The organism is Streptomyces sp. TAA204 (assembly GCF_000424965.1).
Genome location: NZ_KE384283.1, coordinates 51,753 through 64,455 on the forward strand (window position 1 = coordinate 51,753; position 12,703 = coordinate 64,455).

At 73.0% G+C, this 12,703-nt stretch carries 12 protein-coding genes; 7 read left to right on the forward strand and 5 right to left on the reverse strand.

Annotated elements, in window-relative coordinates; all coding sequences use genetic code 11:
* Positions 1–49: 49 nt before the first annotated feature.
* Entirely contained in the window at positions 50–1,273 is a 1,224-nt protein-coding gene (locus tag H343_RS33220) for an MFS transporter (RefSeq protein WP_051266218.1), read from the reverse strand.
* A 345-nt stretch (positions 1,274–1,618) separates the two neighbouring features.
* Positions 1,619–2,659, reverse strand: a complete 1,041-nt coding sequence (locus tag H343_RS0127530) for an endonuclease/exonuclease/phosphatase family protein (RefSeq protein ID WP_028433750.1) — start codon at positions 2,657–2,659, stop codon at positions 1,619–1,621.
* Positions 2,660–2,999: 340 nt separating this feature from the next.
* Here H343_RS0127530 and panB point away from each other — a divergent pair, with 340 nt between their 5' ends.
* Positions 3,000–3,866 carry a 3-methyl-2-oxobutanoate hydroxymethyltransferase gene (panB, locus tag H343_RS0127535; protein ID WP_051266221.1) on the forward strand — a complete coding sequence of 289 codons (867 nt, stop codon included), beginning with the start codon at positions 3,000–3,002 and terminating at the stop codon, positions 3,864–3,866.
* Between the two features lie 184 nt (positions 3,867–4,050).
* A complete protein-coding gene (locus tag H343_RS0127540; protein WP_028433752.1) occupies positions 4,051–4,854 on the forward strand; it encodes a site-2 protease family protein in 804 nt (267 codons plus the stop codon).
* Here the strand turns inward: H343_RS0127540 and H343_RS33225 are convergent.
* Both H343_RS33225 and npdG read right to left on the reverse strand, forming a co-directional pair.
* Positions 4,838–5,113, reverse strand: a complete 276-nt coding sequence (locus H343_RS33225; RefSeq protein WP_051266223.1) for a hypothetical protein — start codon at positions 5,111–5,113, stop codon at positions 4,838–4,840. The two genes, H343_RS0127540 and H343_RS33225, sit on opposite strands and share 17 nt — an antisense overlap.
* A gap of 148 nt (positions 5,114–5,261) precedes the next feature.
* Positions 5,262–5,972 carry an NADPH-dependent F420 reductase gene (gene npdG / locus H343_RS0127550; RefSeq protein ID WP_028433753.1) on the reverse strand — a complete coding sequence of 237 codons (711 nt, stop codon included), beginning with the start codon at positions 5,970–5,972 and terminating at the stop codon, positions 5,262–5,264.
* A 195-nt stretch (positions 5,973–6,167) separates the two neighbouring features.
* Here npdG and H343_RS0127555 point away from each other — a divergent pair, with 195 nt between their 5' ends.
* The 4 genes from H343_RS0127555 (at position 6,168) to H343_RS0127570 (ending at position 11,320) form a co-directional block, all read left to right on the forward strand.
* The gene (locus tag H343_RS0127555) at positions 6,168–6,815 is read left to right on the forward strand and encodes a hypothetical protein (RefSeq protein WP_028433754.1); all 648 of its coding nucleotides are present in this window, start codon (positions 6,168–6,170) and stop codon (positions 6,813–6,815) included.
* Between the two features lie 130 nt (positions 6,816–6,945).
* The gene (locus H343_RS0127560) at positions 6,946–8,145 is read left to right on the forward strand and encodes a substrate-binding domain-containing protein (RefSeq protein ID WP_028433755.1); all 1,200 of its coding nucleotides are present in this window, start codon (positions 6,946–6,948) and stop codon (positions 8,143–8,145) included.
* Between the two features lie 161 nt (positions 8,146–8,306).
* On the forward strand, positions 8,307–9,287 hold the full coding sequence (locus H343_RS0127565) for a hydroxyacid dehydrogenase (protein WP_051266226.1): 981 nt from the start codon (positions 8,307–8,309) through the stop codon (positions 9,285–9,287).
* Entirely contained in the window at positions 9,284–11,320 is a 2,037-nt protein-coding gene (locus H343_RS0127570; RefSeq protein WP_037905501.1) for a DUF2264 domain-containing protein, read from the forward strand. The genes H343_RS0127565 and H343_RS0127570 overlap by 4 nt, the downstream gene beginning before the upstream one ends.
* A gap of 95 nt (positions 11,321–11,415) precedes the next feature.
* Here the strand turns inward: H343_RS0127570 and H343_RS0127575 are convergent, their stop codons facing one another.
* Positions 11,416–11,679, reverse strand: a complete 264-nt coding sequence (locus tag H343_RS0127575) for a hypothetical protein (protein WP_028433758.1) — start codon at positions 11,677–11,679, stop codon at positions 11,416–11,418.
* 52 nt (positions 11,680–11,731) lie between these two features.
* Here H343_RS0127575 and map point away from each other — a divergent pair, with 52 nt between their 5' ends.
* Positions 11,732–12,589, forward strand: coding sequence for a type I methionyl aminopeptidase (gene map / locus H343_RS0127580; protein WP_028433759.1), 858 nt, complete (start codon positions 11,732–11,734; stop codon positions 12,587–12,589).
* Positions 12,590–12,703 lie beyond the last annotated feature (114 nt).

Genomic DNA, 12,703 nt, shown 5'->3' on the forward strand with positions numbered 1-12,703 from the left:
CGCCCGGGGGCCGCGCCGCGGCGCGGCCCCCGGGCCTGGAAAGACGGCGTCACCCCGAGACGCTCTCCGCGGGCTGTGCGCGCCGCAGGCGGGGCACGCCGCGCGCGACGATCCGCGAACGCGAGACCGTGGCGTCCCGGTCCATCACTCCCGCGAGCACGGCGATGCCGAGACCGCACAGCGACAGCACGACACCCACCAGCATCGGCGAGGTCCAGCCCCAGCCCGCCGCGATGGCGGCGCCGCCCAGCCACGCGCCGCCCGCGTTGGCGAGGTTGAACGCCGACTGGTTGCCGGCGGAGGCCAAGGTGGGGGCGTGGCGCGCGTTCTGCATGATGATCATCTGCAGGGGGGTCGTGGTCATGAACCCGACGCCGCCCAGCACCACGACCATCACCATCGCCGCCCACCTGATGTCGGCGACCGCGTGGAAGACGAGCATCGCCACGGCGAGCGTGGCCAGCCCCCCGTAGAGCGTGGGCCGCGGCGCCCGGTCCGTCAGCGGGCCCGCGACCAGGGCGCCCAGCGTCATGCCGATGCCGAAGAGCGCGAGGACGAGGGTGAGGGAGGACTCGGCGAGACCGGTCACCTCGGTCATGATCGAGGCGAGGTAGCTGTAGACGGCGAAGACACCGCCGAAGCCGAAGACCGCTGTCAGCAGGCCGAGCACCACCTGGCGGTGCCCGAGCGCGCGGACCTCGTGGCCGAGGCCGCGCTGGTGCTCCATCGGCACGGCGGGGACCAGTGCGGACAGCGCCGCCATGGAGATCACGCCGATGAGGCTGACGATGAGGAAGGTCGCCCTCCAGCCCAGCGCCTGGCCGATCGCGGTGCCGGCGGGTACGCCGATGATGTTGGCGACCGTGAGCCCGAGGAACATGGTGGCCACGGCGCGGGCACGGCGGTCCCGTGTCACCAGCCGCGCGGCGACGACGGCGCCGACGCCGAAGAAAGCCCCGTGCGGCAGTCCGGCCAGCACGCGGCTCGCCAGCAGCGTCCCGTATCCGGGCGCGAGGGCGGAGGCAAGGTTGCCGACCGTGAAGACACCCATGAGCAGCACCAGCATCCGCTTGCGCGGTACGCGGGTTCCGAGAGCGGTGAGCAGCGGGGCGCCGACGACGACGCCGATGGCATAGGCCGAGACGAGGTGTCCGGCCGCGGGCACGGACGTTCCCATGTCGTCCGCGACGTTGGGCAGCAGGCCCATCATCACGAACTCGGTCGTGCCTATTCCGAAGGCGCTGATCGCGAGGGCGAGCAAGGCCAGAGGCATGGGGCAAAAACCTTTCAGGGCAGGGTGGAGCAAGGTCGTCGGCAATGGAGGCCGCTGGGGCCGGTAGGTATGAGGAGATGCGTGTCCGGCGTGCGCGACGTCATCGTCGGGGCACGGGCACAGCTGATTATGTTCTCACGCGGAACAAATTCTTGCAGACACCTTTTCGCCGAGGCCGCCCTGCATGTTTCAGGACAGCAACAACTGCTCCGCGGGCACGTGATTCACGACACGGGGGCGCAGGACGCAGGGCGAAGGACGCAGCCGCAGGGCGGCGGGGCCCTGCGGCTGCGTAGGGAGCCGAGGAAGGAGCAGCGAGGGGGAAGGGACGCGCGCTGGTCCCTGTCAGAAGCTGATCGAGGCGGCCACGGGCAGATGGTCGCTGCCGGTCGGGGACAGTGCCCAGGACGAGACGGGCTCCATGCCCTTCACCATGATCTGGTCGATGCGCGTCGTCGGGAACGAGGCGGGCCAGCTGAACCCGGGCCCGTCCCCGGCCGCCCCCTGCGTGGAGCGCATCTGCGAGGTGACGGGCGCGAGGGCGCGGTCGTTCATGGTGCCGTTGAGGTCGCCGAGCAGCACGGCACGCTCGAGCGGGTCGTCCGCTATGGCGTTGCCGAGCGCCGAGGCGCTGTCGTCCCGCTGCCCCGCCGTGAATCCGGACGCGAACTGCAGCCGCACCGACGGCAGATGAGCGGCGTAGACCGCGAGGTCACCCTTCGGCGTGGTGACGGTCGTACGCATCGCACGCGGCCATCCCATCTTGATGTCGACCGTCGAGGTGTCGCGCATCGGGTACTTGCTCCAGATGCCGACCGTGCCCACGCGCTTGTGGTGGCGGTACGCGTCCGCCAGACCCTTCTCGTACTGGGCGGCCTGACCTCCGGCCACCTCCTCCAGCGCCACGATGTCCGCGCCCGAGCCCGCCAGTTCGCGTGCGGTGCGGGCCGGGTCCGGATTGCCGGCGTTGACGTTGTGCGTGACGACGGTGAGATCGCCGCCCGTACCCGCCTTGTCGGTGAACTGGCCCCCGAACAGGTTCACCCAGACCAGCGTCGGCAGCAGCAGCGTGATCGTCGCGGTCGGGGAACGGCGCAGCAGCGCCATCAGCGCCAGTACGGGCACGAGCACCCCGCCCCAGGGCAGGAAGGTCTCCCACAACGAGCCGAGGTTGCCGATGGCGTTGGGCACCTCGGCGTGCAGGAACAGCGCCAGCGCCAGCAGGACGTTGACGGCGGCCAGCACCCAGCCGCGCCGCCAGGCCGCCCCGTTCCACCAGCCGGCCGGTCCCGGGCGCACGGTGCGGCCGTCCTCGCGGGCCCGGGAGAGGAATCCGCGCCTCTCGCCCGAAGTCTGCTCGGCCTCCGCCATGTACGCACGTGCCATCCGCTGTCCTCACTTGCCTTGCCGGTGCTTGTCGAACGATAGGCGATCACTCGGTACGTCCCGCTCAGCGAAGGTCGCGCGGCAGTCCGCCCGTGCGGCCGTCTCGCGCGCCCCTCCCTGTGCCATGCAGGACGAACCCCGCAGCGGATCGGGTTCCGGTTCCTGCGCGCTTCCTCCGCGCTGTGACGGAAGCCGCACACACCGCGCCGCACCGGCCCGCCGCACGGTGCGGCCGCGCCGTCCGGTTCCCCTTCCGCCGGGTGGCGGCGCGTGCCAGCATGGACGTGTATCCGGGGACGCCGTCAGGGCGCCTCGAGACGACATACAGGAGCCTTCAGCCATGCCTGATGCGCAGAAGCAGGACGGGCCCTCGACCAAGCAGCCCGCGACCCTCTACGGCGGCGTACGCAACCGCCGCGTGACCGTCCGCGACCTGGGCGCCGCCAAGGAGCGCGGAGAGCGCTGGCCCATGCTCACCGCCTACGACGCGATGACCGCCTCCGTCTTCGACGAGTCCGGCATCCCCGTCATGCTCGTCGGCGACTCCATGGGCAACTGCCACCTCGGCTACGAGACCACCGTCCCGGTCACCCTGGACGAGATGACGATGCTGACGGCCGCGGTCGTACGCGGCACCGAGCGCGCCCTCGTCGTCGCCGACCTGCCCTTCGGCTCGTACCAGGAAGGCCCCGTACAGGCGCTGCGCAGCGCCACCCGGCTGATCAAGGAGGCCGGGGCGGGAGCCGTGAAGCTGGAGGGCGGCGAGCGCTCCGCGCACCAGATCGAGCTGATGGTGCAGTCCGGCATCCCCGTCATGGCGCACGTGGGCCTCACCCCGCAGTCCGTGCACGCCATGGGCTACCGCGTGCAGGGCCGCGGCGAGGAGGCCGCGCAGCAGCTCCTGCGCGACGCCAAGTCCGTGCAGGACGCGGGTGCCTTCGCGGTGGTGCTGGAGGCGGTGCCGGCGGAGCTGGCCGCCGAGGTGACCCGCTCGCTGCATGTCCCGACCATCGGCATCGGCGCCGGGGCGGAGACCGACGCCCAGGTCCTGGTGTGGACGGACATGGCGGGGCTCACCGCCGGCAGGGTGCCCAGCTTCGTGAAGCAGTACGCGCAGCTTCGGCAGGTGCTCGGCGACGCGGCGAGATCCTTCGCCCAGGACGTGATCTCGGGAGACTTCCCCGAGGCCCGGCACAGCTTCTCCTGACGGCGCCCGGGACGTCCGGGCCACCCCCGGGCGTCCCCGGCTCCGGCGCTTCCCCCGCGCACCGCCCGGCCGGGCGGCGCCGACGGCAGGGTGTCAGGACGGGAGCTCCGCCGGACGCACGCAACTTCCTTGCGTTCGAGGCCAGTTGACCGGCGGCTTCCGGATGCCGGTACGGTCTGACCCCATGACCGGCACCTCTCCCCATCCGGACCACTACCGCATCAGCCCCGTCTTCCTCGGACTCACCGCCGTCATGGGGCTCTCCGGGTGGGCTGTCTGGTCGGGCCTGGCGGTCGTCACGGGCGTGGCGGTCTTCTTCTTCGTCGTCTCGGGCTGGATCGTCTCGCTCTGTCTGCACGAGTACGCACACGCCCGTACGGCACTGCGCGGCGGCGACGTGTCGGTCGCCGCGAAGGGCTATCTCACCCTCAACCCGCTCAAGTACACGCACGCCATGCTGAGCATCGTGCTGCCCGTGATCTTCGTCGTCCTGGGCGGCATCGGCCTGCCGGGCGGCGCCGTCTACATCGAACGCGGGCGCATCCGGGGCCGCTGGAAGCACAGCCTCATCTCGGCCGCGGGCCCGCTCACGAACGCGCTGTTCGCCGCACTGCTGACCGCGCCGTTCTGGCTGGGCGCGATGGGTCAGGTGCCCTTCGCCTTCCGGTACGCGCTGGCGTTCCTGGCGATGCTCCAGGTGACCGCCGCCGTGCTGAACCTGCTGCCCGTCCCCGGACTGGACGGCTACGGCGTGCTGGAGCCGTGGCTGTCCCCCGCGGCTCGGCGGCAGGCCGAACCCTTCGCGCCGTTCGGCCTGCTGGTCGTCTTCGGCTGCCTGTGGATTCCGGCGGTCAACGGGGTCTTCTGGGAGGGGATCGGCGAGGTGATGCGGCTCCTGGACGTGTCGGAACTCGATGTCGCCTACGGCTACGACTACTTCCGCTTCTGGCAGGGCGAGCCGGAGCTCTCCGTCACTCCGCAGCCGTAGAACTCCCCGGACCCGCCCCCTCGCCGCTGTCCGGGCCGCCGCCCATGCCGCCGTCGGCGGCGGCGCGCGCCCGGCGTGCCCTGCGCGCGTAGTACCAGGCCATGTTGGAGGACAGCCCCGCCAGCAGCACCCACACGACGCCGAACCAGCTGCCCTTGACGAACGAGAGGACGGCCGCGACCACGGCGAGCACGCACAGGACGGTGGCGTACCGGGCGATCCCCCGGGGTGTGCGGGAGGAGACTGCGGGGGCGGACATGCTGGAGACTCCACTCGGGACGGTGCGGCCGGGCCGTCGGCCTGTCGGGCGGCCGGGGCGGCCCGGCCTGACGTGCCGCACCGCCCCGTCATTCTCCCCCATCGTGCGCGACGGGCCCCGGCCGCTCCCCTCCCCCGGCACGCACCCGTCACATGTCGGTGAGCCGGATACCCGCGTGCACCTTGTAACGCCTGTTGACCGAGACGATGTTGGCGACCAGCGACTCGACCTGGTGGGCGTTGCGCAGCCGGCCCGCGAAGACTCCGCGCATGCCGGGGACGCGCCCCGCGAGTGCCTGCACGATCGCGCAGTCCTCCCGTACCTCGCCGAGCACCATCACATCGGTGTCGATCTTCTCGACCTCCGCGTCGCAGAGCAGCACGGCGGAGAGGTGGTGGAAGGCCGCGGTGACGCGGGAGTCCGGCAGCAGTGCCGCCGCCTGCTGGGCGGCGCTGCCCTCCTCCGGACGGATGGCGTACGCGCCCTTCTTGTCGAAGCCGAGCGGGTTGACGCAGTCCACGACGAGCTTTCCCCTCAGCTCCTCCCGCAGCGACTCCAGGGTGCGCGCGTGGCCGTCCCAGGGAACCGCGACGATCACCACGTCGGAGCGGCGCGCGCACTCGGCGTTGTCCGCGCCCTGGACGCCCATGCCCAGCTCGTCCGCGGCCTGCTGGGCCCTTTCGGCCGCGCGCGATCCGATGACGACGGACTGGCCCGCCCTGGCCAGCCGGTAGGCCAGGCCGCGTCCCTGGTCTCCCGTACCGCCGAGCACACCGACGGTCAGCCCGGAGACGTCGGGGAGGTCCCAGGGGTCCTTCTTCGGGGCGGGGGCGGAGGATGCAGAGGAAGAGGAAGTCATGTGGAGATCCTGCCACCCGGCCCCGCCGCCGCGCCGCACTCCACGTGGTGAAGGTGATCACGTACGGGAGGGCGGCGCCGGGAAGACGGAGCCGGGGAGACGGCGTGCGCCACTGCCGCCCGCGATCCCGTCCGTACGGGTGACCACAGCCGATTCGCCCCTCGCGCAGGGCAGTTTGAGGCATCATGCCGGGCCATGGATGCCGTACGCGTCGCACATCTGAGGGAAGTGCTCGCCGGAACCGAGTGGGTGCGCTCCGCACGCCGGTTCGCCGGATCGCTCCGCGCCTCTGCCGGCCCGAACAAGGGCGGCCTGCTGCTGGTGGGGACGGAGTCGTACGAGCCGTGGCACCTGGCCGCGCACCTGGACGACGAGGCCGCCTGGTCGGGGCTGCCGGAGCTGTCCCCCACGCTCGTACGGCACCGCGTACCGCCCTCCGCGCCGGCCCATCTGTCGGCCGGGCTGGGCCGGATCGAGGCGGCCGGACGCAGGGAGACCGTGCTGGTGGTCACGCCGGAACAGCCGGGCGCGGGCCTGCTGGAGAGAGTGCAGGACGCGCGCCGGGCGGGCGCGACCGTGCTGTCGCTGGACGACCGTACGGCGGGCGACCTGCGCGAACTGCACGGCATCGCGCACGACGTGCTGACCGCGGACGCGGCCGAGGTCGACCTGGACACCGTCCAGCACCTCGTCAGCGCGGCTGCCGGGGAGAGTTTCCACGGACCGGGCGGTCCGGGCGGCGTACCGGGCCTGCCCGGCGGCCGTACGCGCCGGCGGCCCTTCCGCGACCGCCTCTCACGCCTGGCCGACCAGCTCTCGGCGCCTCCGCCCTCCCGCTGGTGAACCCTCCGCCCTCCCACCGCTGAACCACCCTTCCGCCGCCCGGAGCCCGGCCCGGCGGGACGGGCGGTCGCTATGCTGCTGCCGGAACGGTCGAACGAACACGGCAGAACGAACACGGCAAGGGGCCCGCATGCGGGAGCCGGTGGAGCGCAGGCGCCAGCGCATACTCGACGTCGTGCGCTCACGCGGGACGGCGCGGGTGACCGACCTCGCCGCGGAGCTGGAGGTCTCCGTCGTCACCGTGCGGCGCGACGTCGAAGAGCTGGCGCGCGGCGGGGAGTTGCGGCGTGGCCACGGCGTCGCACGGTCGACGGCTCCCCTCGCAGGTGACGGCTCGCCCGCGTCCGTCACGGCAGGCCCCGGCACGCGGCGGGCGGGCGGCGCGCACGGGACGGGCGGGCCGGAGGGCGGGCCGGTCGGCCTGGTGGTGCCCGAGCGCCACGCGTACCTCTTCGAGGCCGTGCACGGGGCGCGAGCGGTGGTGGAAGCGGCCGGGATGCGCGTGGCCATGCACATCGCACCGCACACGGCGGGTTCCGAACGGGCCATGGCGGCACGCGCCCTGGAGGGAGGTGCGCGAGGGCTGCTGATCGCACCGCGCTGGCGCAGCGCCGCGGCGGAACGCGACGACCACGACTGGCTCACCGCCCTGAACGTGCCCGTCGTACTGATGGAGCGGCGCCCCTGTGACGGCGGCCCGCTGCACTCCACGGACTCCGTGCGCTCGGACCACTGGTACGGCGTGCACCTCGCGGTGGAGCACCTGACGGGGCTGGGCCACCGCAGGATCGTCCTGGCGGCGCGGGACGACAGCCCGACGGCGCGCACCGTACGCGCCGCCTTCGCCTCGATCGCGGGGCGTCACCAGGGGATCGACCGGTGGGCGGTGGTCCTCAGCTCGCCGGACGCCGCAGCGGAGGCGGACCCGGAGGCAGGCCCGGAGGCGGACCCGCCGGTCGCCGCCGCGCCCCCGCCGGATCTGGCGGCGGTGCTCGGCGAGCACGGTGCGACGGCGGCCGTGCTCCACGGGGACGTCGACGCGCTGATGCTGGTGCAGCAGTTGGAGCAGGCGGGCATCGGAGTGCCGCACGACTGCTCGGTGGTCGCCTACGACGACGTGGTGGCCGCGCTGGGCAGCACGCCGCTGACGGCGGTCGCCCCGCCGAAGGAGGAAATCGGCCGTGCCGCAGCCGAGTTGCTGCTGCGGCGGCTGCAGCGTCCGCGGGAGGCACGTCCCGAAGCGGTACGCAGGCTGGAGTTGCTGCCCGAGCTGAAGGTGCGCGGATCGACGGTGACGGCACCCGCCCGCCGCACCACAACGATCGTTTGACCGTTTATGGTCTTTCTCTGGTCGATTTCTGATCGCTCCATTGACCCTTTCCGTCACGGCGCTCAGGATGCCGGTGATCCCCTCGCCCCGCGGGAGGCACCGTGCGCAGTCCCCTGCCCCCTCGACCGTCCCCGCTCCGCAGGCCACGCGCGGCTCTCGCGATGAGCCCCGGGGCCGTCCGAAGCGTCCTGGGCCCCGAGTCCCTGGACGCACTGGCCCGGCACACCGAACCCGCTCCGCTGCCCGCCCTCGACGACCTCGGCACGGACGAAGCCCGGCGCGTACTGGCACAGACCGAACTGCTCATCACCGGCTGGGGCTGCCCGCCCCTGGACGAGTCCGTACTCGCCGCGGCCCCCCGCCTGCGTGCCGTCGCCCACACCGCCGGCAGCGTACGCGGGCACATCACCGAAGCCTGCTGGGACAGGGGCATCGAGGTCTCCTCCGCCGCCGCGGCCAACGCGCTCCCGGTCGCCGAGTACACGCTGGCGATGATCCTCCTCAGCGGCAAACGCGTCCTGGAGTCCGCCCGCGCCTACTCCGCGGAACGTGCACGGACCGACTGGCTGCACCCCGACCCCGGAAGGGGCAACTACCGCCGCACCGTGGGCATCTGCAGCGCCTCCCTGACCGGACGCCGGGTGATCGAACTGCTGCGCCCGCACGACCTGCGGGTGCTGCTGTACGACCCGTACGTCACACCGGAGGAGGCCGGCGCCCTCGGCGTCCTGCCCGTGACACTGCACGAACTCTTCGCCTCCAGCGACGTGGTGAGCATCCACACACCGCTGCTGCCCGCCACCCGCGGTCTGGTCAGCCGTGAACTCCTCGCCGCTCTCCGCCCGGACGCCACCCTCGTCAACACCGCACGGGGCGCCGTCCTCGACCAGGACGCACTCACCGAGGCCGTGCTCGGCGGCCGCATCCGGGCGGTCCTGGACGTCACCGAACCGGAGGTGCTGCCGCGCGAACACCCCCTGTGGGACTGCGAGAACGCGCTCATCACCCCGCACGTCGCAGGCTCCCAGGGCAACGAACTGCGGCGGCTCGCCGACCTCACCGTCGGCGAAGTCGCCCGCTGGGCCCGTGGAGAGGGCTTCGCCCATCCCGTACGGCGCGAAAGGCTGGCGTTCCTGGCATGACGGTCACCTCCTCCGCCCGCAACGGCGGCCTCCCGCCGCTGCCCTTCGAACTCCCCCCTCCCGACTGGGAGTCGTCCCCCCGGACCGGCTGGACCCGGAGCCACTGGGAGGCCACCGCCGACGGCCTGCTCACAGCGACCCGGCGCTTCGCCACCCCGCAGGGCGCGCTGATCGACCTCCCGGGCCGCCCCTCCGGCAGCGGGGTGCGCTCGGACGGGCTGGAGGGGTACGCCCGTACGTTCCTCGCAGCCGCGTTCCGCGTCGCAGGGGCGGGAGGCGCGGACCCGCACGGCCTGCTGGAGCAGTACGCCGCGGGGCTGGACGCCGGCACCCGCACCCCCGGCCGCGACGACGCCGAATCCTGGCCTCCCGTCATCGACCACATCGTCGGGGGGCAGCCGATGGTCGAGTCGGCCTCCGTCGCCCTCGGGCTGCGGCTGACCCGCGAATGGCTGTGGGACCGGCTGGAGCCCCGTGTGCAGGACCGCGCCGAGGCATGGCTGCGGGGTGCCCTGCGCCACGTGCCCGCGCCCAACAACTGGTACCTCTTCCCGCTGACCGTCGCCGGGTTCCTGGAGTCGGTGGGACGCGGCGACCGGGAGACCTGGCTGGCCACCGAGCGCGGGCTGGAGCTGCTGGAGAGCTGGTACGCGGGCGAGGGCTGGTACTCCGACGGCGACGGCCGGGCCTTCGACCACTACAACGGCTGGGCCCTGCACCTGTATCCGCTGCTGCACGCCCATCTCGCGGGGGACGCCGCCCAGTCGGCGCACCTCGGCGCCCGGCTGCGCACACACCTGGAAAGCTTCAGCCTGCTCTTCGACGGCAACGGCGCGCCGCTCCACTTCGGCCGCTCGCTGACCTACCGCTTCGCCGCGAACGCCGCCGTGGCCCTGGGCGCGCTGACGGGGCACACACCGCTGGCTCCCGGCGTCTCCCGCCGTCTGCTGAGCGGTTCCGTGCGCTACTTCCTGCAGCGGGGCGCACTCGGCCAGGACGGGCTGCTGACCCTGGGCTGGCACGGACCGCACGAGGCGACGCTTCAGGGCTACTCCGGTCCCGCCTCCCCGTACTGGGCGTCGAAGGGCCTGCTGCCGCTTCTGATCCCCGAGGACGACCCGCTGTGGACCGCCCGTGAGGAGCCAGCGCCCAGCGAGGGCCCCGACCGCGCCCTCGCGCTGCCCTCGGCCGGGCTGCTGATCCAGACGACGGGCGGCGACGGGCTGGTGCGTCTGCACAACCACGGCAGCGATCACGTACCCGCGCACGAGGGGGAGAGCGCCCATGCCGCCGACCCGCTCTACGAACGCCTCGCCTACTCCACCCGCACCGGCCCGACCGCGAACCGCAACGTCCCCGACAACCACTTCGCCGTCGAGGTGCCCACCCCGGACGGCAGCGCCTTCACCGCCGCCCGGCGTCTGCGCGTCCGCCCCCTGGGCGCCGCCACCGGCCCGGACGGGACGTGGGGCTGGGCGGCGTCCTGGCACACACCGGTCTTCCCCGACGGTGCACCGATGCTGCCGGGGCTGCGGGTGCAGAGCCTGACATTCGTACGGGGCCCCTACGAACTGCGCGCGCACCGCGTGCTCGGTGCTCCCGAGGGCACACGCGTACGGCTGACGGGCTGGGCATGCGGGCCCCGGCCCGGCGATCCGCACGGCCCGGAAGTGGAAGAGGTGCCGGGACAGCCACCGGAAGAGGTGACAGCTGAGCTGCACGGTCTGCACGGCTGGAGGGAGAACGGGGCGGCGGCGCTGCGTGCGCCGCAGGGCACGGCCTTCACCCGCTGGGCGCTGGTGCCCTCACTGGACGGCCGCGCGGGCGGGGACTCGCTCTTCGTCGCTCTCGCCGCGCTCACCGCCGGGGCGGGCGGCACGGCAACCCCGCTCGGGCTGCACGAGGCGGCCGTACTGCTCTCGGCCGACGAGACGTCCGCGGAGGTCCGGTGGGCCTCGGACGGCGCCCGCACCCGCGTCGCGTTCGCAGCGGAAACCGTGGAGGTCGACGTCCGGGCCGGGTCCGGGCGGTGAACGGTCCCATGTGAGCGGTCGCCCGTGAACGCCGCCCTGAACGCCCGCCCTGAACGCCCGCCGTGAACGCCGGCCGCCGTGCGCGCGGCGGGGAGTCAGCCGCCCTTCCGGCCGCCGCCCCCGTCGCCCGTGCCTCCGCCGTCGCCCCGCGAGGCCGGGTCCTGCCAGCGCGGGTCGTTCTCCCACTCGGCGTTGCGCTCCTGGGCCGTCTCCATGGCGCGGGCGGCCTCGGCGGGGGTGCCGTAGGGGCCCATGCGGTTCTTGGCCGGGCACTCCGGTCCCTCCTCGACCTTGCCGTGCTGGAGGCAGTAGTACCACTCACCGGGTTTCCCGGCCGTCCTGCGCTTGAAGAGAGCCATACCGTCATGCTCCCCCCTGAGCCCGCCCGGTGCCACAGTTAGACTCGCGCACATGTCTGGCCAGTCTTTGCTCTCTCCCGGTGAACTCTCCCCGCACCGCGCCGTCCCCGCCTCCGTCCCGCGCCCCGAGTACGTCGGCAAGGACGCGCCCACGCCCTACACCGGGCCGGAGGTGCAGGACGAGGAGACCGTCGAGAGGATGCGGACGGCCGGCCGCGTCGCCGCGCGGGCCATGGAGGAGGCCGCCCGGTACATCGCTCCGGGTGTGACCACCGACAAGCTGGACGAGGTCGCCCACACCTACATGTGCGACCACGGGGCCTACCCCTCCACCCTCGGCTACCGGCGGTTCCCGAAGTCGCTGTGCACCTCGGTCAACGAGGTCATCTGCCACGGCATCCCGGACTCCACCGTTCTGCGCGACGGCGACATCGTGAACCTGGACGTGACCGCCTACCTCGACGGCGTGCACGGCGACAACAACGCCACCTACCTGTGCGGCGACGTCGACGAGGAGTCCCGGCTGCTCGTCGAGCGCACCCGCGAGGCGCTCGCCCGCGCGATCAAGGCCGTACGGCCGGGCCGCCGGCTGAACATCATCGGCCGCGTCATCGAGTCCTACGCCAAGCGCTTCGGCTACGGGGTCGTGCGTGACTTCACCGGTCACGGCATCAACACCTCGTTCCACTCCGGCCTGATCGTCCCGCACTTCGACGACGAGAGGGCGACCACCGTGATGCGGCCGGGCATGACCTTCACCATCGAGCCGATGCTGACGCTGGGCACCCACGAGTGGGACATGTGGGAGGACGGCTGGACGGTCGTCACCAAGGACCGCAAGCGCACCGCCCAGTTCGAGCACACGCTGGTGGTCACGGAGAGCGGCGCCGACATCCTCACACTGCCCTGAGAACGGCCGCCGGGGCCCGGCGCATCGTCCAGGCGGGGAGGCCCGGCGCGCCGGTCCGGGAGGGGCTCGCCCGACAGTCGCGCACACCCGCCCGCACGCCCGTGTTTTCCCGAC

Excerpts from the sequence above, each read along its gene's own strand:
- H343_RS33220 (WP_051266218.1), bottom strand. The coding sequence starts at position 1,273 with ATGCCTCTGGCCTTGCTCGCCCTCGCGATCAGCGCCTTCGGAATAGGC.
- H343_RS0127530 (WP_028433750.1), bottom strand. The coding sequence starts at position 2,659 with ATGGCACGTGCGTACATGGCGGAGGCCGAGCAGACTTCGGGCGAGAGG.
- panB (WP_051266221.1), top strand. The coding sequence starts at position 3,000 with ATGCCTGATGCGCAGAAGCAGGACGGGCCCTCGACCAAGCAGCCCGCG.
- H343_RS0127540 (WP_028433752.1), top strand. The coding sequence starts at position 4,051 with ATGACCGGCACCTCTCCCCATCCGGACCACTACCGCATCAGCCCCGTC.
- H343_RS33225 (WP_051266223.1), bottom strand. The coding sequence starts at position 5,113 with ATGTCCGCCCCCGCAGTCTCCTCCCGCACACCCCGGGGGATCGCCCGG.
- npdG (WP_028433753.1), bottom strand. The coding sequence starts at position 5,972 with ATGACTTCCTCTTCCTCTGCATCCTCCGCCCCCGCCCCGAAGAAGGAC.
- H343_RS0127555 (WP_028433754.1), top strand. The coding sequence starts at position 6,168 with ATGGATGCCGTACGCGTCGCACATCTGAGGGAAGTGCTCGCCGGAACC.
- H343_RS0127560 (WP_028433755.1), top strand. The coding sequence starts at position 6,946 with ATGCGGGAGCCGGTGGAGCGCAGGCGCCAGCGCATACTCGACGTCGTG.
- H343_RS0127565 (WP_051266226.1), top strand. The coding sequence starts at position 8,307 with ATGAGCCCCGGGGCCGTCCGAAGCGTCCTGGGCCCCGAGTCCCTGGAC.
- H343_RS0127570 (WP_037905501.1), top strand. The coding sequence starts at position 9,284 with ATGACGGTCACCTCCTCCGCCCGCAACGGCGGCCTCCCGCCGCTGCCC.
- H343_RS0127575 (WP_028433758.1), bottom strand. The coding sequence starts at position 11,679 with ATGGCTCTCTTCAAGCGCAGGACGGCCGGGAAACCCGGTGAGTGGTAC.
- map (WP_028433759.1), top strand. The coding sequence starts at position 11,732 with ATGTCTGGCCAGTCTTTGCTCTCTCCCGGTGAACTCTCCCCGCACCGC.